The sequence below is a fragment of the Sorangium sp. So ce726 genome, assembly GCF_051521405.1.
GTDB lineage: Bacteria > Myxococcota_A > Polyangia > Polyangiales > Polyangiaceae > Sorangium.
The window spans coordinates 4,954,837-4,976,379 of the sequence record NZ_CP150349.1 but is presented as its reverse complement, the minus strand read 5'-3'; the positions used below and the strand labels follow the sequence as shown (position 1 = coordinate 4,976,379).

Annotated in this window: 13 protein-coding genes; 9 read left to right on the top strand and 4 right to left on the bottom strand. The window is 68.8% G+C overall.

Annotated features, from left to right (window positions below; all coding sequences use genetic code 11):
* The first annotated feature begins 128 nt into the window (after positions 1-128).
* From WME79_RS18495 to WME79_RS18475, 5 genes are read left to right on the top strand one after another with little or no spacing between them, the layout of a single operon-like run.
* Positions 129-2,528, top strand: a complete 2,400-nt coding sequence (locus tag WME79_RS18495; RefSeq protein WP_437537493.1) for a type VI secretion system Vgr family protein — start codon at positions 129-131, stop codon at positions 2,526-2,528.
* Positions 2,529-2,571: 43 nt separating this feature from the next.
* On the top strand, positions 2,572-5,235 hold the full coding sequence (locus tag WME79_RS18490; protein WP_437537490.1) for a DUF2169 domain-containing protein: 2,664 nt from the start codon (positions 2,572-2,574) through the stop codon (positions 5,233-5,235).
* Positions 5,222-6,331, top strand: a complete 1,110-nt coding sequence (locus WME79_RS18485; protein WP_437537488.1) for a pentapeptide repeat-containing protein — start codon at positions 5,222-5,224, stop codon at positions 6,329-6,331. Before WME79_RS18490 ends, WME79_RS18485 begins: the two co-directional genes overlap by 14 nt.
* A gap of 10 nt (positions 6,332-6,341) precedes the next feature.
* The gene (locus WME79_RS18480; RefSeq protein ID WP_437537487.1) at positions 6,342-6,995 is read left to right on the top strand and encodes a DUF3540 domain-containing protein; all 654 of its coding nucleotides are present in this window, start codon (positions 6,342-6,344) and stop codon (positions 6,993-6,995) included.
* 9 nt (positions 6,996-7,004) lie between these two features.
* Complete coding sequence (locus WME79_RS18475) at positions 7,005-7,394, top strand: DUF4150 domain-containing protein (RefSeq protein ID WP_437537484.1); 390 nt, start codon at positions 7,005-7,007, stop codon at positions 7,392-7,394.
* Between the two features lie 60 nt (positions 7,395-7,454).
* Here WME79_RS18475 and WME79_RS18470 read toward each other — a convergent pair whose 3' ends face one another.
* Positions 7,455-8,969, bottom strand: a complete 1,515-nt coding sequence (locus tag WME79_RS18470) for a flavin-containing monooxygenase (RefSeq protein WP_437537481.1) — start codon at positions 8,967-8,969, stop codon at positions 7,455-7,457.
* 153 nt (positions 8,970-9,122) lie between these two features.
* Positions 9,123-11,441 (bottom strand): nitric-oxide reductase large subunit, encoded by a 2,319-nt coding sequence (locus WME79_RS18465; RefSeq protein ID WP_437537478.1) that lies wholly within the window; start codon positions 11,439-11,441, stop codon positions 9,123-9,125.
* A gap of 70 nt (positions 11,442-11,511) precedes the next feature.
* On the opposite strand from WME79_RS18465, the gene norR reads away from it, so the two are divergent.
* The 4 genes from norR to WME79_RS18445 all read left to right on the top strand — a co-directional run bounded on the left by norR (position 11,512) and on the right by WME79_RS18445 (position 18,945).
* Positions 11,512-12,939 carry a nitric oxide reductase transcriptional regulator NorR gene (gene norR, locus WME79_RS18460; RefSeq protein WP_437537475.1) on the top strand — a complete coding sequence of 476 codons (1,428 nt, stop codon included), beginning with the start codon at positions 11,512-11,514 and terminating at the stop codon, positions 12,937-12,939.
* Positions 12,940-13,047: 108 nt separating this feature from the next.
* Positions 13,048-13,458 (top strand): VOC family protein, encoded by a 411-nt coding sequence (locus WME79_RS18455; protein ID WP_437537472.1) that lies wholly within the window; start codon positions 13,048-13,050, stop codon positions 13,456-13,458.
* Between the two features lie 187 nt (positions 13,459-13,645).
* The gene (locus WME79_RS18450; RefSeq protein WP_437539871.1) at positions 13,646-14,965 is read left to right on the top strand and encodes a PQQ-dependent sugar dehydrogenase; all 1,320 of its coding nucleotides are present in this window, start codon (positions 13,646-13,648) and stop codon (positions 14,963-14,965) included.
* Between the two features lie 128 nt (positions 14,966-15,093).
* Positions 15,094-18,945: an AAA family ATPase gene (locus WME79_RS18445; RefSeq protein ID WP_437537469.1), complete on the top strand. Its 3,852-nt coding sequence runs from the start codon at positions 15,094-15,096 to the stop codon at positions 18,943-18,945.
* Between the two features lie 43 nt (positions 18,946-18,988).
* Here the strand turns inward: WME79_RS18445 and WME79_RS18440 are convergent, their stop codons facing one another.
* Both WME79_RS18440 and WME79_RS18435 read right to left on the bottom strand, forming a co-directional pair.
* A complete protein-coding gene (locus tag WME79_RS18440; protein WP_437537466.1) occupies positions 18,989-20,077 on the bottom strand; it encodes a glycoside hydrolase family protein in 1,089 nt (362 codons plus the stop codon).
* 23 nt (positions 20,078-20,100) lie between these two features.
* Positions 20,101-21,432, bottom strand: a complete 1,332-nt coding sequence (locus WME79_RS18435; RefSeq protein ID WP_437537463.1) for a DUF2403 domain-containing lipoprotein — start codon at positions 21,430-21,432, stop codon at positions 20,101-20,103.
* Positions 21,433-21,543 lie beyond the last annotated feature (111 nt).

The window sequence follows — 21,543 nt, the reverse complement described above, 5'->3', positions numbered from 1 at the left end:
ACGATGCACACGACGGCGACGCGCCGTCGTGACATGCAATCATCGCTTTGCTTTCCAGGGATCGCCTCTATAGTCGACGTTCTTCCGGCGCCAGGAGCTAACGCGCACCGATAACGGGGATTACAACCATGCAAGATGCGTTCACCGTCAGCGCCAGCGCGCTCCCTGCCGCCACGCGGGTCGTTGGCTTTCGAGGGACAGAGGGGCTGTCGAAACCGTACGTCTTCGAGATTTATCTCGTGATGACGAACTACGTGGGCCAGGATCTCGACCTCGCCGACGCTGTGGGTACGAAGGCGACACTCCGCCTCTCCCCGTCGGACGGCGGGGCTCCCTTCCTCGTGAACGGCATCTTCGCGACGGTGGAGCTCGTCCACGCGTTTGGCGAGCGCACCGTCTTCCGCGCTGTGCTCGTGCCGCAGCTCTGGAAGCTCACCCTCTCCCTGCATAGCCGGGTCTTCACCGACCAGACGGTGCCCGAGATCATCAAGACGGTGCTCTCGGGCGCTGGGGTCTCGGATGTCGAGCTCAGGCTGATCGGCAGCTACAAGCCGCAGGAGCACGTGTGCCAGTACGGCGAGAGCGACTTCGACTTCATCTCGCGGTGGATGGAGCGCGAGGGGCTCTATTATTACTTCGAGCAAGGGGACGGCGGGGAGACGCTCATCATCACCGACGACAAGGGCGTCCACGTCCCGCTCGGTGAGAAGGCGGTCCGCTACGTCCCGCAGTTCGACGAGCACAAGGCCAAGGGGGAGCTGCTCTGGACCTTCACGTGCCGGCACACGTCGATGCCGTCCAGGGTCCGCATGAGCGACTATGATTACAACAATCCCGCGATCGAGATCTCCGGCAGGGCGTCCGTCGCGGCGAACGGGCTCGGCGAGATCAGCGTCCACGGCGCGCGTTTCTTCACGCCGGCCGAGGGCAGCCGCCTCGCGGCCGTGAAGGCGCAGGAGCTGCTCGCGGGCCAGGTCGTCTACCACGGCACCGGGGCGGCGCTCACCATGCGCCCCGGGTACACGTTCGAGCTCGAAGAGCACCCGAAGCCGGCGTTCAATACGGTTTATCTGGCCACCGAGGTCGAGCACTGGGGCAACCAGACGGGCTGGGCGCCCGAGCTGATGCAGATCATCGGGCTCACCTGGGACGATGTGTATCGGATGGAGGTCAAGGCCGTCTCCTCGACCGTCCAGTACCGGGCGCCGCAGCGGACGCCGTGGCCTCGCATCTACGGGACCGAGCACGCCGTCGTCGACGGCCCGGCGGACAGCGAGTACGCCCAGATCGACCTGCACGGTCGCTACGCGGTCAAGCTGAGCTTCGATGAAAGCGACCTCCGGGGCGGCAAGGCCTCGACCTGGGTGCGCATGCTCCAGCCGCACGGCGGCGGCACCGAGGGGTTCCATTTCCCCCTGCGCAAGGGCACCGAGGTGATGTGCACCTTCCTCGGCGGGGATCCGGACCGCCCCGTCATCGCCGGCGTCGCCCCCAACGCGCACACGCCGAGCCCCGTCACTTCGGCCAACAGGACGAGGAACGTCATCCAGACCGGGGGCAGGAACCGCATCGAGCTCGAGGACCAGGCGGGCTCGCAGCGCATCACCGTCAGCACGCCGACCGAGAACACGATGCTGCGCATGGGCGCGCCCAACGATGACCACAATTTCATCTCCAGGACGGACGGTACCGCCCTCATCAAGACGGGCAAGTCGCTCGAGATCCAGGTGGGCACCTGGAGGAAAGACAACGTCGGCGATCAGCTGGAGACCGAGGTCGGCGGTTACCTGAAAGAGACCGTCACCGGCTCCGTCACCCTCGAGTACAAGGACACGAAGAACGAGACCGTCACGAAGGCCGTCACGGAGATCTACAAGGACACGAAGAACGAGACGGTCACCAAGCCCGTCACGGAAACCTATCTGGACACCCAGACCACCACGGTCACCAACCTGCGCAAATCCGAGCACGGCAGCGAGGAGACGACCGTCCACGGGAAGGTCACGGAGCGGTACGAGGGCCATCACGAGACGAAGGTGACGACGGGCGGCCGGTACGAGGAGACCACCGGCCTTCACCACGGGAAGTTCAACAACGGCTGGAAGGTCGAGATCCCGGGCGGCAACGTCGAGCACATCGCTGCGGGTGACTACATTATCCAGGCAGAGCACTTCAGAGCGAAGGCCAAATCCGATTACCGCGAGATTCAGGGCCTCAGAATTCAAAACACCTTCGGCGGCCTGATCAACCTCACCTACGGCTTCGGCACCCTGAACGTCGTCGCCCCGCAAAGGACGGAGCTGGTCGGGGGATTGAAGCTGGATGTCATCGTCGGGATCAAGGCGGAGGCGGTCCTCGGCCTCAACGTCAAGAACGCAAAATTGGTGGTCAACAAAAACTACCTCGAGGTCTGGCAGAAGAGCGTCGAGCTGGGTAGCTCAGCGGTGACGGTCACCAGGCATGCTGCGGCGAGGGTGACCTCGACCGGGGCTCAGGTCTGGCAATCCTTCATCCACATGTTCCACTAGCGCGGCGCCCAGCAGAAGACCGCGGGAGCCTGCTGCGAACCTCATGAAGACGATCAAGCCGAACCGGCTGGGGCTGCTCACCAAGGTGTTCGAGAACGACGGCGAGCCGTACCTCGTCGTGACGCTCCTCGTCTTCTTCCCGTTCGAGGCGCCGAGGCGCCTTCTCTACGAGCAGAGCCTCTGGAGGTTCGCCGGCGCCGAGCTGGGGAGCGACGCCATCCTCGACGAGTGCATGCCGAAGCTCCGGGGAGAGCTGCTCGTGAACGGCCGCTGCTTCACCGCGGGCGCCGTGCCGCGCCCTGCATGCTCGGTGCGGGTTCAGATCGGGGCCATCGACAAGACGCTCTATGTCGTCGGAAATCGTCGCTTCGGGCTCCTGGGGATGACCGAGCCAGAGCCGTTCACCGAGATGCCGATCACCTGGCAGAACGCCTTCGGCGGCGAGGGCTACGCGCCGAACCCGGTCGGCAAAGGCTTCGCGCCGGTGCGCGGCGAGAACGGCTCGGTCCATCCGTTGCCCAACATCGAGGATCCGCGCCGCCTCGTCCGGTCGTCCGGCGATCGGCCCCCGCCCGCGGGGTTCGGGAGCTACGATCCGACCTGGCCACAGCGCTTCTCCAAGGTCGGGACGTATGATGAAGCGTGGCTCAAGGAGCGCTTTCCCGAGCTCGCCAGGGACCTCGACTGGAGCTTCTTCAACACCGCGCCGCCGGACCAGCAGATCGAGGGGTATTTCCGGGGCGACGAGGCGTTCGTCATCGAGAACATGCACCCCGGGAAGCCCCGGATCGAAGGGGCGCTGCCGGGGGTGGCGACGCGGTGCTTCATCAACCAGAAGACCGGCGAGGGGGAGTCCTTCCGGGAGATCGCGACCCGCCTCGACACGGTCCGGCTCTTCCCCCACCACGAGCGCGGGGTCCTCGTCTATCGCGGGGCGCTCAAGATCCGCGAAGACGACGCCGCCGACGTGCTCCACATCGTCGCGGGCTGCGAGGCGATGGGCGAGCCCAGGCCGGTCGAGCATTACCGGACCGTCATGGCCCAGCGACTCGACAAGGAGCAAGGGCACCTGTTCCTGCTGCGCGACGCGGACCTGATGCCGCCTCCGGAGCCGGGCGCGGGGCCGCTGCCGGACGACCCTCAGGCGGAGATGACAAGGCTGCTCCAGTCGGAACGGCTCTGGCAGAAACGCGCCCGCGCCAAGATGGAGCGGGACATCGAGCAGCTCAAGGCGAAGATCCGGGCGCAGGGGCTCGATCCGGAGCCGCTCGTCGCGCCGCTGCCGCCGGACGAGGACGTGCTCGAGCCCAGCCTGGACGAGCTGCCGGCGTACGTCGAGCGGGCGATGACCGAGGCCGAGAAGGCCAAGGCGGACGCGGAGGCACGCCGCGCGGCCGAGGAGCAGAGGGCGCGCGCCGAGTGCGCGAAGCACGGATTTGATTATGACGCGATCATGGGCGAGCGGCAGAAGGAAGCCGGCGGCCCGCCCCGGTTCTCGGCCAAGAAGGAGATCGAGCGGCTCGAGGACGTGGCCCAGATGGCGCGGAACGGCGGGGTCGAGTGGCCCGAGATCGAGGCACAGGTCGGTGATCCGGAGCTCGTGGCGCGCCTCTTCGAGGTCGAGGAGCAGATGCGCTCTGCCTACAGGAAGTTCGCACACCACTACCCGGCGGCCTCCCGGCTGGGCGGCGAGGAGGCCGCTCGCGTGCGGGAAGAGGTGATCGCCGGGCACCGGGCCGGGGAGAGCTTCGCAGGGCGCGATCTCACGGGCGCCGATCTCTCGCACCTCGACCTGTCGGGCATCGATCTCGAGGGCGCGCTGCTCGAGGCCGCGGTCCTCACGGGCACCCGGCTGTGCGGCGCGAACATCGCCGGCGCGGTCCTGGCAAAGGCCAATCTCCTCGGCGCAGATCTCACCGGGGCGAACCTCGCCGGCGCGAACTTCGGCGGAGCGAACCTCTCCGACGTGAAGATGGGCGGCGGGCTCGACCTCACCGGCGCCGTGCTGGCGAAGGCCAACCTGTCGGGCGCCAACCTGACCGGTGCGCGCCTGTCGGACGCCGACCTGTCCGAGGCGACCTTCGATGGGGCCGACTTCAGCCACGTGACCGCGCGCAACCTCATCTTTATCAACACCAACCTCTCCGGCGCCCAGCTCTCCGGCGCAGACCTCGAGAAATGCACCTTCATCGAGGCCAACGTGGAGGGCGTCGACTTTCGCGGCGCGAACCTCCGCGCGTCGGTGTTCATCACCGGCAAGGGCGACGGCGCCGTCTTCCGCGGCGCCAAGCTCGACAACATCCGCATCATCGCAGGCTCGTCGTTCGCCGGCGCCGACTTCCGCGGCGCTTCGCTCGAGCAGGCCAACCTTCGGGGCACCTGCCTCCGAGGGAGCGACTTCACCGAGGCCAACCTGCGGAGCTCCGATCTCAGCGAGTGCGACCTCACGGGCGCTCGCCTGGATCGCGCCGTCGCGGTGGGCGCCCTGCTCACGCGGGCAGACCTCTCGGGCGCCTCGCTGTCCGGCATCGATCTGATGGAGGCCGTGCTGCAGAAGGCGAAGGTCGACGACGCGAACTTCGAGAGGGCCAACCTGTTCCGCGTCGACGCCACGAAAATGCGCGGAAACGCCGCGACGAGCCTGAAGGGGGCCAATGTGAAGTACGTGCGCTTCGTCGCGCCGCCGGAGAACCATGGACAGAAGTGATCTGGTCGAGCTGGTCCAGGGCGGCGAGATCATCTCCGACGTCGACCTCTCGGGCGTCGACCTCTCGGGCGCCGACCTCTCCGGCGCGATCTTCGACAAGGTGAGCTTCGCCGGCGCGGACCTCTCGGGCGCTCGGCTGAAGGAGTCGACCGCCACCGGCTGCAGCTTCAGCGGCGCGCGCCTGTCCGGCGCCAACCTGCACCTCGCGGCGATCGTGGACTGTGATCTCACGGGGGCGAAGCTGGACGGCGCCTCCCTGATCGCAGCGCAGCTCACCGGCGGCGATCTCTCCTCGATCGATCTGAGCGGAGCAGACCTGACCCTCGCGAGCGTGATCAACACGAGCCTCTCGGGCGCCCGGCTCGCGCGCGCCAACCTGGACCGCGCCGTCATCCTGGACGTGCGGACCGAGGGGATCGACCTCTCGGGCGCCGCGCTGAAGCAGACGGCGCTCGTGCGCGCCGATCTCTCGACCGCGACCCTCGGCGGCGCCGTCCTGGAGCTCGCCGTGCTCGTGGAGGGGAAGCTCGCGGGCCAGGACCTGCGCGGGATGTCGTTCACGATGACGCAGTTCACGGGCGCCGATCTCAGCGGCTGCGACTTCTCCGGCGCGACGCTGACGCAGTGCGGTTTCAAGGACGCGAACCTCTCCGGCGCCAAGCTCGACGGCGCGCTCGCGGGCCGGGCGCTCTTCGTGAATGCCAACCTCACCCGCGCGAGCCTCGCCGGGACCGTGCTCAAGGAGTCGGTCCTCGTGGGCGCCCGCCTCGTCGAGGCCAACCTCTCCGGCGCCAACCTGGAGATGTGCATCCTGACCCGGGCCGCGTGCGCGGGCGCGCGCTGGAACGGCGCCAACCTGACGTACGCCGACCTCTCCCACGCCGACGTCTCGGCCGGCGACTTCTCGAGGGCGACCCTGTTTCGAGCGCGCCTCCATCGGATCAAGGACGAAGGGGCCGTGTGGTCCAACCGGGCGGCCGCCCTCGGCGACGACGCGGATCTCGCCGAGGCGGAGCAGTGGCAATCACGGGTGTTGAGCAGCAGCCGGGGGAGCTCGGAGCCCCCGGCCGCGGGTGTCGAGACGTCTACGCGTTGACGAGGGAATCATGCGCAATCTGGCGAGAAAGCAGGAGCCGAGGGCTCTGGTCACTCAGGAGTTCGGCACCGTGGTGCGCGCCGACGGCGCGGCGCTCGTCGTGGAGACCGACGCGGGCGAAGTCCGGGCGAAGCGCGCCAAGGGGTGCCTCCTCGAGCCAGAGGCGGGCGACCTCGTGCTCGTTGCCGTGGCGACCGACGGGCGTTGCTACGTGCTCTCCGTGCTGGAGCGGGAGGACGGCGCGCCCGGGAGCATCGTCGCCGACGGCGACCTGAACATCAAGCTGCCAGCCGGTCGCCTCAGTGTCGCCGCGCAGGACGGCATCGGCCTGGTCTCGGCCAAGGAGGTGGCGGTGGTCTCGGCGGGCCTCTCGGTGAACGCCGTGGACGGGAACGTCGCGCTGCAGAGCCTCTCGTTCGTCGGGACGCTCCTTCGCGCGGAGATCAGCAAGGCCAAGGTCCTTGCCGGGAGCCTCGACTCCGTGCTGGAGCGGCTCTCGCAGCGGGTGAAGCGCTCGTACCGCACCGTCGAGGAGAGCGAGCAGCTCCGGGCCGAGCGGGTCGATTACGTCGCGAAGAAGACGATGAGCCTGCGCGGCGAGAACACGCTGGTGACCGCGCAGGAGCTCGTCAAGATCGACGGCGAGCAGATCCACCTGGGTTGAGGAGACATCATGTTCGCGAACACGCAGATGGGCGGGATGAACCTCGGGTTTCCGGACGTGTGCCTCACCCCGCCGGTGCCTGTCCCGATCCCCTATCCGAACATGTCCTTTGGCCCGGTGAGCGCGCCAGCCGCGTACAACGTGCTGTTCATGTGCACGCCCGCGCATAACCTGCTGACGACGCAGCTCATCTCCGTCGGCGATCAGCCCGGCGTCGCCCTGGGGGTCGCGTCCGGGTCGGTCATGGGGCCTTCCCGCCACATCACCGCCGCGTTCACATGCCTCGTCGGCGGCATGCCGGCCACCCGGCTGACCAGCATGAGCATCCAGAACTCCACGAACTGCCCCGGAATGCGGATCGTGCCGAGTCAGGTCAAGGTGCTCATCCTGTCCCCCTGAGGGATCTCGGCCGCCTGGAGCCGGTCGTCGCTGCGGCTCGCCAGCGGCGCGCGCCTCTGTTCAAGCCTCCGCGCGCCGAGGACGCTCCGCGCTCGCGACATCGCGTCGCGGTGACCGACCTTCCCTGGAAAAGACCATGGTGCCGTCGTCCACCGGGCCGAGCTTCATCGCGAGCAGATCAAGCACGTAGTTCTGGCGGAAGTACCACGGCGCCTTCGATCCCTGCTTGGGCAGGTGGTCCACGGAGCGCTTCACGTAGCCCGACGTCAGGCCGAGCAGCGGCCGAGGATCGAGGATGGATTCCTCAGGGCGCGGCAAGCACTGCCGGTAACCGTGGCGATCCATGTGGTTGAGCAGCCGGCAGACGTATGTCGAGGCCAGCTCGGCGCGGAGCGTCCACGAGGCGTTCGTGTAACCGACGCAGAGCGCGAAGTTCGGGACGCCGCCCAGCATCAACCCCTTGTAGATGAACAACCGGGCGGGATCGAGGACGTCATCGTCGATGGCGAAGCGGATACCGCCGCAGAGCAGGAGCTGAAGGCCTGTGGCCGTCACGATGATGTCTGCCTGGAGCTCCTTGCCTGACTCGAGCAGGACACCGTTCTTCGTGAAGGCCCGGATGCGGTCGGTGACCACCGAGGCGCGCCCCTCCTTCACCGCGCGGAAGAAATCGGCGTCCGGCACGAAGCAGAGGCGCTGATCCCACGGATCGTAGCGAGGGTTGAAGTGTGTATCGATATCGAAGTCGGGCGGCAGATGCCGAGCGACACCGCTGCGGAGCATCCGCCTGGCCAGCTGCGGCGCGCGTTGACAGACCTGGTAGAAGAGCAGGCCGATCGCGACGTTCTTCCAGCGGACAACGCGGTGGGCGATCCGCTCCGGCAAGCGCTCGCGGATAGCGTTCGCGAGCGGGTCCTCCGAGGGCAGCGAGGCGATGTATGTCGGTGAGCGCTGGAGCATCGTCACATGCGCTGCGTCGGTCGCCATCGCGGGCACCAGCGTCACGGCCGTGGCGCCGCTGCCGATGACGACGACACGCTTGCCCCGGTAGTCGAGATCCTCCGGCCACTGCTGGGGGTGCACGAGCTGTCCCTGGAAGTCGTCGCGGCCAGGGAAGCTGGGCGTATACCCGCTCTCGTAGCGGTAGTAGCCGCTGCAGACGTACAGGAAGCTGCAGGAGTAGCGGACGAGCTCCTCGCCTGGGCCGACGTCCACCTCGACAGTCCACCGCGCGTGCTCCGAGGACCACGACGCGGATCGAACCCGATGATTGAACCGGATGTGCCGGTCGATGCCGAGCTCCCGGGCCGTGTCGCGCACGTAGTCGCGGATCGACGGCCCGTCCGCGATCGCCTTGGCCTCCTTCCAGGGGCGGAAGGAATAGCCGAGCGTGAACATGTCCGAGTCCGAGCGGACGCCAGGGTAGCGGAACAGGTCCCAGGTACCGCCGATCGCGCTGCGCCCCTCGAGGATCGCGTACCGCTTGCCGGGGCAGCGCGTCTGGAGGTGGTAGCCGGCGCCGATGCCGGAGAGGCCGGCGCCTACGATCAGGACGTCGAAGTGCTCGATGGACATGCTGGGTTCCCGTGGGCGAGCGCCGTGGCGCTCCAGGACCCGAGCATAGCGTGGCGGATCACGGCTGTGCTCGACGCCACGCGCACATTTCGGGGCGCCGCGCGGCGGCGAGGAGGCGCGCCAGCGCGCAGGCGGGCGCTGGCGCGCGGGTGATCAGGCCGCCGGCGCGCCGCTCGCCGCCGGCGCGGCCATGCCTGCCGCCTCACCGTCCGGCGCGGGCTTCGCCGAGGCAGCGCCCGCCGGCCGCCGGGTGAAGACCCCCGCGACGAACGCCACGAAGGCCACGACGCCGACGATGAACAGGCTGTCTCCGAAGAACCGCATCCAGCGCAGCGCCTCGAGGACCGGCTGCTGCAGGAACTCCGCGCTCCGCGCATACCACAGGCCGCGCTCGACGCTGGCCCACGCCTGCGCGAGCCCGATCGGCAGGAGGCTCAGCAGGATCATGAGGCCGAGGCCGCCGTTCATCCCCCAGAACGCCACCCGGAGCCGCGCCTCGTTCCACACCGCGTCGGGGCGCAGGCGGCGGAGCATCACCAGCACGAGGCCGAGGGACAACAGCCCGTAGACGCCGAAGAGGGCGGCGTGCGCGTGCACGGGGGTCGTGTTGAGACCCTGCATGTAATAGAGGGCGATCGGCGGGTTGATGAGGAAGCCGAACACCCCCGCGCCCACGAAGTTCCAGAACGCGACGGCGACGAAGAACTGGATGGGCCAGCGATAGGCCTGCATCCACCCGCTCCGGTGCTGCATCTGCCAGGTCTCGTGCGCCTCCATCCCCACGAGGACGAGCGGCACGACCTCCAGGGCGCTGAAGCTCGCGCCCACCGCCATCACCGAGACCGGCGTGCCGCTGAAGTAGAGGTGGTGGAACGTGCCGGGGATGCCCGAGATGAGGAAGATGCAGGTCGACAGGATCGCCGCCCGCGCCGCGCTGTCCGGACGCACGAGGCCGAGCCGGGTGAACAGGAACGCGATCGCCGCGGTGGCAAACACCTCCATGAACCCCTCGACCCAGAGGTGGACGACCCACCAGCGCCAGTACTCCATGACCGACAGGTGCGTCTTCGCGCCGTAGAAGAGCCCCACGCCGTAGAACATCCCGATAGCGACCGTGGCGCCGGTGAAGAGCAGCACGATGTGCCGGCTCATGTCGCGCCGCGCGAGCGCGGGCCAGAGCGCGCGCAGCATCAGGAAGAGCCAGAGCGCGAGCCCGCCGAAGAGCGCTATCTGGAAGGCGCGGCCGAGGTCGACGTACTCGTACCCCTGGTGCCCGAACCAGAACGAGGTCTCGAGCGCGAAGCGCTGCTTGACCGACAGCCACTCTCCGGCGAGCGAGCCGAAGACCACGACGACGAGCGCCCCGAAGAGGACGTTGACGCCGAGCCGCTGCCCCCTCGGCTCGCGCCCGCCCACCGCCGGCGCGAGGAACAGCCCCGTCGCGAGGAACGCGGTCGCGATCCAGAAGACGCCGAGCTGGACGTGCCAGGTGCGCGTCACCGCGTACGGCAGGATCTCCCCGAGCGGCAGCCCGAAGACCTCGTTTCCCTCGACGGTGTAGTGCGCGGTCAGCACGCCGAGCGCGACCTGGAGCACGAGCAGCGCGACCACGACGACGCAGTACTTGCCGACGGCCCGCATCGACGGGGTGAGCACCCACCCCGCGAGCGGATCGCGCGCCGGCGCAGGGTCGGACGGCTCCTCGCTGCGGCGGAACGCGTGGTACCAGACGAGCGCGCCGATCCCGGCGAGCAGCAGCACGATGCTCACGATCGACCAGATCACGTTGGCGCTCGTGGGGACGTTGCCGACGAGCGGCTCATGAGGCCAGTTGTTGGTGTAGCTGGCGCCGGTGCCAGGGCGCTCCGCGGCCGCGGCCCACGAGGTCCAGAAGAAGAACGCCGTCAGCTTGTCGCGCCGCCCGGCGTCGGGGACCGCGCCGGTGTGCAGCGCGTAGCTCTCACGCAGGCCGGCGAGGCTCGGCTCGTCGCCGAAGAGCGCGCGGTAGTGCGCCGCGGTCTCCTCGATCGCCAGCGCGCGATCCTCGGAGACCGTGAGCGCGCCGGTCGCGGGGTCGTAGCCGTTGTGGCGCATCTCCCGCTGGAGCCGCGCCTTGAGCGCGGCCTGCGCCTCGTCCTGGAGCGCCGCGAACGCCGCGCCGTGCTCTCGCTGGCTCCAGCGCGCGAGCTGCGCCTCGGCTTCGCGATGGAGCCAGTCCGCCGACCAGTCCGGCGCCTGGTAAGCGCCGTGCCCCCAGACGCTGCCGACCTGCTGTCCGCCGATGCTCTGATAGACCAGCTGCCCGTCCAGGATATCGTCCTTCGTGAGCAGCACCCGGCCGGACGGCGTCTCCACCCGCTCGGGGATCGGCGGGGCCTTGCGGTACACCTCCCGGCCTGTGAAGCCGAGTATCAAGAAGCCAGCGGTGATGACGGCGGCGAGCGCCAGCCAGAGTCGTCGTAGGTTATGCATAGCGACCTCGTTGTTCGCGTGAGCCCCGGCGCGCTCGCGCCTCCGCGGCGCGACATCGGGAGCTCCGGTCGTGACGCCCGGCCATGAAGCAGGCGGCGTGCCGCTCCCGTGCGCCCCTTCGTTTCGTGCACCCAGGCGGCCGCCGGAGGCGCTGGGGCGCACGTTTTGCACGAAGGCGCACCCTCGGCTCGACATCCTCTGCCACGCCGAGGCGCCGGTGCGCTTCGCGCCGGACACCGAGCTGCCGGATCCGTTCGACGGGCTGCTCGCGTCGGACGCGACCGCGCTGGCGCACGTCCACGCGTGCCTCGGCTGTCCGCTGCGGGTCGAGGGCACGCTCATCGGGCTCCTGACGGCCGACGCGCGCGATCCGCGCGCCTTCGAGCAGGTCGACGCGGCGACGCTCTCCTGGCTGGGCGCGCTGGCCGGCGCGGCGGTGCGCACGAGCCAGCTCATCGACGCGCTCGAGCACAGCGCCGAGCGGCTCGGCCTGGTCGCCGACGATCTCCGGCGGGCGGCGGAGCGGGAGCGGGGCGCGAGCCTGCTCGGGACGAGCCCGGCGATGCAGCGGCTGCGCGACGAGATCGCGCTCGTGGGGCCGTCGGATCTCACCGTGCTGATCACGGGCGAGACGGGCGTGGGGAAAGAGCTCGTGGCGCGCGCCGTCCACGCGGCGTCGAGGCGGCGGGGCGAGCCGCTGCTCCACGTGAACTGCGCGGCGCTGCCCGAGTCGGTGGCGGAGAGCGAGCTGTTCGGGCACGTGCGCGGCGCGTTCACCGGGGCGGAGCAGAGCCGGCCGGGGAAGCTCGAGGTGGCGGACAAGGGCACGCTGCTCCTCGACGAGATCGGCGAGCTGCCGCTGTCGATCCAGCCGAAGCTGCTGCGAGCGCTGCAGGAGGGCGAGGTGCAGCGGGTCGGCGCCGATCGATCGCTGCGCGTCGACGTGCGCGTCGTGGCGGCCACGAACCGCGATATCGAGCGGGAGGTGGCCGAGGGGCGCTTCCGGGCGGACCTGTTCCACCGGCTCAACGTCTATCGCCTCGCGGTGCCGCCGCTGCGCGAGCGGAGGAGCGATATCCCGCTGCTCGCCGGCCACTTCTGCGACGAGGCGCGCGCGCGGCTCGGCGTCGGGCCGGTGCGGCTGACGAAGGCGGCGCGAGAGCTGCTCGCGGGCGGAGCCTGGCCGGGGAACGTGCGCGAGCTGGAGAACACGGTGTTCCGGATGGTGCTGCAGGCGTCGCGGGGCGTGCCCCGCGGGGCGCCCGTGGTCGTCAAGCCGGCCCACCTCGGGGTCGAGGTCGCCGCGGCGGCGGAGCCCGCGCCGCGCGAGGACGACGGGGAGAAGGCGCCGCTGAATGAGCAGGTCGACGCGTTCCAGCGCGGGCTCATCGAGAAGGCCGTGGCGCAGGCCGATGGCAACTGGGCCGCCGCGGCGCGATCGCTCGGGATGCACCGCAGTAACCTGCACCACCTCGCGAAGCGGCTCGGGCTGCGCTGAGGCGAACGGGAACGGCGAAGGGCCGCTGTCGCGCCGGGGGCTCCGGGTGGGGTATCCTCGGCCGCGCGCGCCGCTCCCCTACCCCGGCGCCGTCGCGGAGGCTCCCCCATGTTCAAACGCATCGCGCACGTCTGTCTCAACGTGAGAGATCTGCAGCGCTCGGTCGACTTCTACGGCAAGCTCGGGTTCGCCACGAAGTTCCACTTCACCCGCGAAGGCGCGCCGTTCGGCGCTTACCTCGAGATCGCCGACGGCAACTACATGGAGATGTTCGAGGACCGAAACCTCGGCGAGGTGGTCAATACCGGGATCGCCCACTTCTGCCTGGAGACCGACGACATGGACGCCGTGATGGCGACGCTGACGAGCCGCGGCGTCCCGTTCACCGAGAAGAAGCTCGGCTGCGACAATACGTACCAGATCTGGCTGGCGGACCCCGACGGCAACAAGTTCGAGGTGCACCAGTACACGCCGACCAGCACGCAGTACACCGGGGGGGTGATCGAGGCGGACTGGTAGTCGGCACAGGGGCGGCAGCAGGGGTTGGATGGTTGGATGGACGGGCGCTCCCGCGTCTGCGCGTGGCGAGAGGCGAGGAGATCGGCGGGCTCATCGGTCGAAAGGAGCGGTGGACAGAGGAGCAGCCGAATGGCAACCCGAGTCCATGGACAACCGAAGATCAGGCCGCCGGTGGGCCCGGCGTGGTGTGGCTCAGGTGCTCTTGGTTGGCGCCGGCGCGAGCGCGCTGGCCTCCTGCTCGCCCAAGCGCGCTGAAGTCACACCGCAGCCAGCGCCCACCGACAGGATCCTCACCGGCGCCGACGCGCTGGGCGACTGGACCACGGACGCGCCCGGCGTGAAGCGCAAGATCACCGTCGCCGACCTCCCCGCGCCCAACGAGGGCGAGTCGGTGACCAACAGTCCAAGCAAGGCAGATCGTCCAGCCGGTGCGTTCCCCAAAGTCCCGTCGGGATTCACCGTCGCCGAGGTCGCCACGGGGCTGGAGAAGCCGCGCGTCGTGCAGGTGGCGCCGAACGGCGACGTGTTCGTGGCCGAGAGCGCGGCGGATCGGGTGCAGGTGCTCCGGGACACGGACGGCGACGGCAAGGCCGACCTCCGCAGCGTCTACGCCGAGGACCTCAACCGCCCCTTCGGCATCGCCTTCTATCCGAGCGGCACCGAGGCGCCGACGCACGTCTACATCGCGAACACCGACAGCGTGGTGCGGTTCCCTTACAAGGCGGGCGACACCAGGGCCAGCGGCCCGGCCGAGGCGCTGGTCACCAACATCCCCTCGGGCAAGGAGGCCGTGGGCGGCGGCGGCCACTGGACCCGCGATATCGTCTTCAGCAAGGACAACGAGCGAATGTTCGTGTCCGTGGGCTCTCGCTCCAACGTCGATGACGACGAAGACGAGATCCGGCGCGCGTGCATCCTGGCCTTCACGCCCGACGGCAAGAACGAGGCGCTCCATGCGTCAGGCATCCGCAACCCGGTCGGCCTGGCCATCGAGCCGGCGACGGGCGCGCTCTGGACCAGCGTGAACGAGCGCGACGAGCTCGGCGACAACCTGGTCCCCGATTACGTGACGCGCGTGCAAGAGGGCGGCTTCTACGGCTGGCCCTGGTACTACCTCGGCGCGCACCAGGATCCGCGCCACGAGGGCAAGCGCCCCGAGCTCCGGGACAAGGTCATCGTGCCGGACGTGCTGATCCAGTCGCACTCGGCCTCCCTCGACCTCTGCTTCTACACGGGCCAGCAGTTCCCGGCCGACTACCAGGGCCACATCTTCGCGGCGGAGCACGGGTCATGGAACCGCTCGCGGCGCACCGGATACAAGGTGATCCGCATCCCGGTCAAGGACGGCAAGGCGGCGGGGTATTACGAAGACTTCATGACCGGCTTCGTCACGAGCACCGGCGACGTGTGGGGCCGTCCGGTCGGCGTCGCGGTGGCCAAGGACGGCGCGCTGCTGGTGACCGACGACCAGAGCAACACCGTGTGGCGGGTGGCGTACGGCAAGTGAGACCATGATGCGGTGCGGCCGGCGGGCACACGACGGGCATCCGCCTGGTCGGGACGCCCGTCGGGTCGAGCGGGAACCTCACGCATCCTCCGGCACGGTTGATGCCGCACCCCGACGAGGAGGGTGCGATGCCTGCCACCGTCCTTTTCCTGAGCGCCAACCCTTCCGGGACCAGGCAGCTCGATCTCGACGAGGAGTACCGCGAGATCGAGGATGAGCGGATGCGGGCGCGCCTGCGCGACGCGTTCGCGCTGCGCCCCGTGCTCGCGGCGCGCATCGACGACGTGCGCCGTGCGCTCGCGCTGCACAGGCCCACGGTCGTGCACTTCGGCGGCCACGGGCAGCACGCCGGGCCTACCGCCGACGAAGGGGACGTTCGCCCGATTCCAGGCGCCGGAGACCGCCTCGGCGAGCGCACGGAGCTGCTGCTGAACGACGCCAACGGGCGCCCCGCACCAGTCCCGATCGAGGCGCTCGCGGAGTTGTTCCGGCTCGAAGGCGGCTCGGTGCGCTGCGTGGTGCTCAACGCCTGCTACTCGCTCGCGCAGGCCAAGGCCATCGCGCAGCACGTGGACTGCGCCATCGGAACGTCGAGCGTTATCAGGGACAAGGCCGCGGTCGCCTTCTCGAAGGGACTCTACGGCGCGCTCTTCAACGGTGACAGCATCGAGAAGGCGTTCGCCTCGGGTCGCAACGAGGTGGAGCTCCTGCGGCTCGACGATGCGAAGGTGTACGAGCTCTGCCCGCGCGTACCGGGGACACCGGAGACGATCCGCCTCGCGGAGCTGCCGAAGGTGCAATTCAGGATGCCACTCGCGCGCAATCCCGCCTTCGTCGGCCGCGACGAGGAGCTCGCGCGGCTGCACCGGATGCTTCAGGACCCGCAGCCCGGCGGCAGGCGGCCTGTGATGCTCACAGGAATGGGCGGGATCGGCAAGACGCAGCTTGCGGTCGAGTATGCATTCAGGCACGAGGCGAGCTATCCGGACGGGGTCTACTTCATCAATGCCGCCGGCGACGACTGGCGGCCGGTGCTCAAGGACCTCGCGGTCGCGCTGGGGCTGAAGGCGGAAAACGCGCCGGAGGCAGAGCGGCAGATCCGGCTGGTGGCGGCGCTCGAGGAGTACCTGCGGGCGCGGCCCGAGGCGCTGGTGATCTTCGACTACGCCGAGAACCCCGCCGATCTCGAGACGGACCGCACGGCCGGCCTCGTGCCCGCGAGCCTGGGATGCCGCGTGCTCGTGACGACACGGCGGCGCGACGCGCGCTTCGAGAGCATCGATGTCCCGGTGTTGCCGGAAGATGCGGCGGTGAAGCTCCTGCTCTCGCGACGGAACGCACGGCAGCCGGCGGACGACCCCAAGGTGGCGAGCATCATCTGCCGGCGGTTCGGCGCGATGCCGCTGGCCATCGAGCTCGCGGCGGCGTTCCTGGGCAAGAACCCCACGATCTCGCTCGCTGGGTACGCGCGTCGGATGGAAAGATATGGACTGCTGAGGGCAACGGACACGGCCGGAGTCACGCCCGAAGAGCTCGCGACGCGGCACGAAGCCACGGTGCAAGCGACGCTGCAATCGCAGTGGGACGCGCTGGAGAATGCCGACGCACGAGAGGTGCTGAAGACCGCCACGCTGCTGGACGTGGCCGCGGACATCCCGCAAGCGCGCATCTCGCTGCTCACCGGGATCGCGAGCGAGGCAGAAGAAGGGTTCCCGATCCCGCTCCACCACGCGCTCCGGGAGATCAGCGAGCTGTCCTTCGTCGAGCCGATGAGGAAGCGCAACGGCATCCGCCTGGAGCCGCTGGCGTGGGAGTTCGCGCAGCAGAAGATCGACGCACCGGAAGCGTTCGCCGCGGCCTGTGCCGAGCGCCTGGGCGAAGCACTTCGGGACATGGATCGGCTTCACAAGGAGGCGGCGAGTAGGAAAATCGACGAGGTGCTCACGGATCTGCGGATCGGGATCAAGCTCGCGGGGGCGCCCGGGCGAGCCAGGCTGGAGGCGCTGAGCCGGCCGCTGGATCGAGAGGCCCACTGCCTGCGCAGGTGGGATCCGACCAAGGAGCCCGGGTTCTTCCTTCAGCAGCTCCGCAATCGATGCCTCAACATGGGGTTCGAGGAGGTGCGGAAGCGGGCGGAAACGAAGCTCGAGGAGCACCGGTGGTCCTGGCTGCGCGAGCGCTTTCGAACCAGCCGTGACTCCGAGGAGCTGGTGCGCACGCTCGAAGGGCATACCAATCCTGTGCTCGACGTGGCCGTGACGTCGGATGGCCGTTTCGCCGTCTCCGCCTCCTTCGACAAGACGCTCAAGGTGTGGGACCTCGCAACAGGGCAGCTCCTTCGCACCCTCGAAGGGCATACCGATCCTGTGCTCGACGTGGTCGTGACGTCGGATAGTCACTTCGCCGTCTCCGCTTCCGAGGACAAGACGCTCAAGGTATGGGATCTCGCTACGGGGAAGCTCCTCCGCACCCTCGAAGGGCATACCGACAGGGTGTTCGGCGTGGCGGTGCCGTCAGATGGCCGCCTCGCCGTCTCCGCCTCCTGGGATAAGACGCTCAAGGTATGGGACCTCGCTACGGGGAAGCTCCTCCGCACCCTTGAAGGGCATACCGATGCTGTGTTCGGCGTGACCGTGACGGCGGATGGCCACTTCGCCGTCTCCGCCTCGAGGGATGAGACGCTCAGGGTATGGGACCTCGCTACGGGGCAGCTCCTCCGCACCCTCGAAGGGCATGCCGGTGATGTGGTCGGCGTCGCGGTGACACCGGATGGCCGCTTCGCCATCTCCACCTCCGGGGACAAGACGCTCAAGGTGTGGGACCTCGCTACGGGGCAGCTCCTCCGCCCCCTCGAAGGTCATACCGATCCTGTGATCGGCGTGGCGGTGACACCGGATGGTCGCTTCGCCGTCTCCGCTTCCGAGGACAGGACGCTCAAGGTGTGGGACCTCGCTACGGGGCAGCTCCTCCGCACCCTCGAAGGGCATACCGATGATGTGCTCGGCGTGGCGGTGACGTCAGATGGCCGCTTCGCCGTCTCCGCCTCCAGGGATAAGACGCTCAAGGTATGGGACCTCGCTGCGGGGCAACCCTTGCGCACCCTCGAGGGGCATACCGATAGGGTGTTCGGCGTGGCGGTGACACCGGATGGCCGCTTCGCCGTCTCCGCCTCCAGGGATAAGACGCTCAAGGTGTGGGATCTCGCTACGGGGCGGCCCGTCCGCACCCTCGAGGGGCATACCGATAGGGTGTTCGGCGTGGCGGTGACATCGGATGGCCACTTCGCCGTCTCCACTTCCGGGGATAAGACGCTCAAGGTGTGGGATCTCGCGACGGGCCAGCTCCTCCGCACCCTCGAAGGGCATACCGAATATGTGGTCGGCGTGGCGGTGACACCGGATGGCCGCTTCGCCGTCTCCACTTCCGGGGATAAGACGCTCAAGGTGTGGGAGCTCGCGACGGGCCAGCTCCTTCGCACCCTCGAAGGGCATACCGAATATGTGGTCGACGTAGCGGTGACACCGGATGGCCGCTTCGCCGTCTCCGCCTCCGGGGATAAGACGCTCAAGGTATGGGATCTCGCTACGGGACAGCTCCTCCGCACCCTCGAAGGGCATACGGACGCTGTGTTCGGCGTGGCGGTGACACCGGACGGCCGCTTCGCCGTCTCCGCCTCCTGGGATAAGACGCTCAAGGTGTGGGCCCTCGCCACGGGGCACCTCTTCCGTACCCTCGAAGGGCATACCGATGGCGTGTTCGAGGTGGCGGTGACGCCGGATAGCCGCTTCGCCGTCTCCGCTTCCAGGGATAAGACGCTCAAGGTGTGGGACCTGATCGAAAGGCCCCCGCCCATCACGACCCTGGAAACCCACACTTACCTGTCTTGCTGCGCCACCACGACGGACACCAAAATCATCCTCGCGGGAGACGACGTGGGCGCTCTGCACGTCCTCGACTGGCTCCATCCGCCGAGCCCTTGATGCTTCACCGGCGCGGCGACCGTGGGTTGCCCGGCGAATCGCTCTACCTTTCTGTCGAGTCTCCGCACGGGTGCTGCGGCGCGCTGACGTACGCCTGACCGAGCTCGTTGAGCTCGCCGTCGTCGCCGAGCAAGCTCGCGTTCCGCACGTTGTCGGCGCGGCCCGAGAACCACGCGTACCTCGCGATCCGAGGCTCGTTCTCGAGGTACTCCAGTGCATCGACAAGGAACTCCTTCTGCTCGCCGAGGGAGCCCGCGCTGTCGCACGCGAACTCCGTGAGCCAGAGGGGCTTGTCGAACCGCGACTTGTACGTCTCGATGTGGTTGATGAGCCACTGGGCCTGGTTGTCGCCTTCTCCCTTGCAGCCGGTGTAGATGTGGATGCCGATGTAATCGACCCGGCATCCGCTGCACGCGGCGAAGAAGTCGTCCAGGTACTTGAATGGATCGGTCTCCTGGCAATCGCCGCCGCAGAAGTTCACGGCCGGCGACACGAGCTCGAGGCCGCGCGCGTCGGCCACCGCCTCGACGTGCGGCCAGAGCGCCGCGGCTTCGGCCGCAGAAAGGTCGGCCTGCGCCCCGAAGTTCGGCTCGTTGAACCCGAGCAGGAACTTCGCCCCCTCGGGGATCTCGGAGGCGATACGGCCGGCGGCGGCGCTGTCGAGGTTGCCCCCGCCCCACACCATCGGTACGTACTCGACGCCGAGCGTCTTGTAATAGTCGGGCCGAACCCCCTCGTCCGGCACATGGGTCCAGTTGTACCACCAGGACACCGCCGGGGAGAGGACATCCATGTCGGCCTTCGAGTGATAGCCATACGCGAGGCCGCGCTTGCAGCCCGTCGGCTGAGAGCCACCGCTGCCGCTCGAGCTGCCCTCGCCGCTGCTGCTCGAGCTGCCCGCGCCGGTGCCGCTCGAGCTGCCCGCGCCCGCGCCGCTGCTGCTTGAGTTGCCCGCGCCGGCGCCGCTTGAGCTACCCGCACCGGCGCCGCTCGAGCTACCCGCGCCAGCGCCGCTCGACACCGACGACGCCTGTGTCTCGTCATCGCTGCCAGAACACGCCGGTACGCTGGCGAAGGACGCGATGGCGGCGATGAAGACCCACCGCACCGAAAGCTGAGGGAAATTGTGCATGGTGCTCCTCGGTTTCATGGGAATCACTCCGGCAGGCGCATCGAGAGCATGGCGTCGATCGCGCCGCGCGAGAGCCCGCCCGGCAGATCGGGGAGCATCTCGGCCGCGGCGGAGGGGATCCTCTCGGGGTGAATGACCGCGACCTGGATCGCACGCTGCGCCTCATCGAGCAGGATCATGAAGTAGCGATCGCCGATGGGCCGGCGCCACGTCGGGCAGCCGTCCGAGGACCCGCCGGCCTCGATGACGGGCCCCTTGTCGTAGGCCTTCTGCGCGCACGCATCCACGACCTCCACGTCCTCGGCGAACTCGTCGCGATCACAGCCGGTCCCGCAGACGCTGCCGCCGATGTGCCCCTCCTGGTACGAGCGGACACCGGTGCTCATGAACTCGCGGTTGCTGTACTCGTTGTTGTCCATCACGACCTCGAACACGTTGATCTCGCCGCAGCCGTCGCCGACCGTGCCCGTCTTCGAGTAGCAGTTGCAGAGCCCGTTCCACTTGCGGCCGCCGTCGCGAAAGAGCTCGGACGCGACGAACGCGACCCACGGGCCGGGATGGCCCTGCCCACCGCCGTCGCATTTCTCGACGCCCGCGTCGTCGAACGTCATCGACGCCAGGAAGACGATGAGCTTCGAGCCCGCCCAGCCGAGGTGCATGATCCCGGGGTCGTCGGGACAGTAATAGTCCTTGCCGTCACCGCACGCGAAGGGCTTGTCCTGGGTGAAGTAGGTGACGCAGTCCTTCTTCGTGAGGTCGCCCGTGAAGTCGGCGGACGTGTTCTGCCCCTCCGTGACGAGCAGATTGGAGCCCACGCCGTTCTTCGCGTCCCACGACGAGACCATCTGCCAGGCGGCCGGGTCGCTGCCAGGCTGGTAGACGGCGAGCTGCTTCACGCGGATGGCCTTCATGATGAGGGTCATCTCCTCATCGAACGGGGCGAGCTTGTCGCTCGTCGTCTGATGCTCTGTCATGCAGCAGTGCCCACCCCAGGTGTCGTCGCCGTCCTTGTAGTCGCACGCCGGGTCGCCCGGCTCGCGGTCGATGCGGCGGGGCCACCAGCCGGGCGCGCCGATGTTCGTGAACGTCATCGTCCCGCCGCGCGTCGGCGTGCTGGGCTCAGGGACGTGGGGGCCGAGACCTCCGCCGGCGCCCGTCGTCGTGCTGGCAGACGGGCCTGCGCCGGCCCCCGCTGTGCTGGCGGACGAGCCTGCGCCGGCGCCCGTCGCGCCGGTGGACGGACCTCCGCTCGCCTGGCCACCGCTGCCGCCCTGTCCTCCGGCATCGCCTCCGTCACCGCAGGCGCACGCGAGGAGGACGAGAGCAGCCTGCACGAACAACGACGAGCGCTTCATGCCCGTGACTGTCTCCGGAGCGCGCGCGTTCCGTGATGGAAAACGGAGGGGTCGGCGCCGATAGGTCATCGAGAGGCCCACATGGGCGCCGTTCGGGCCCGACCTGCGCAG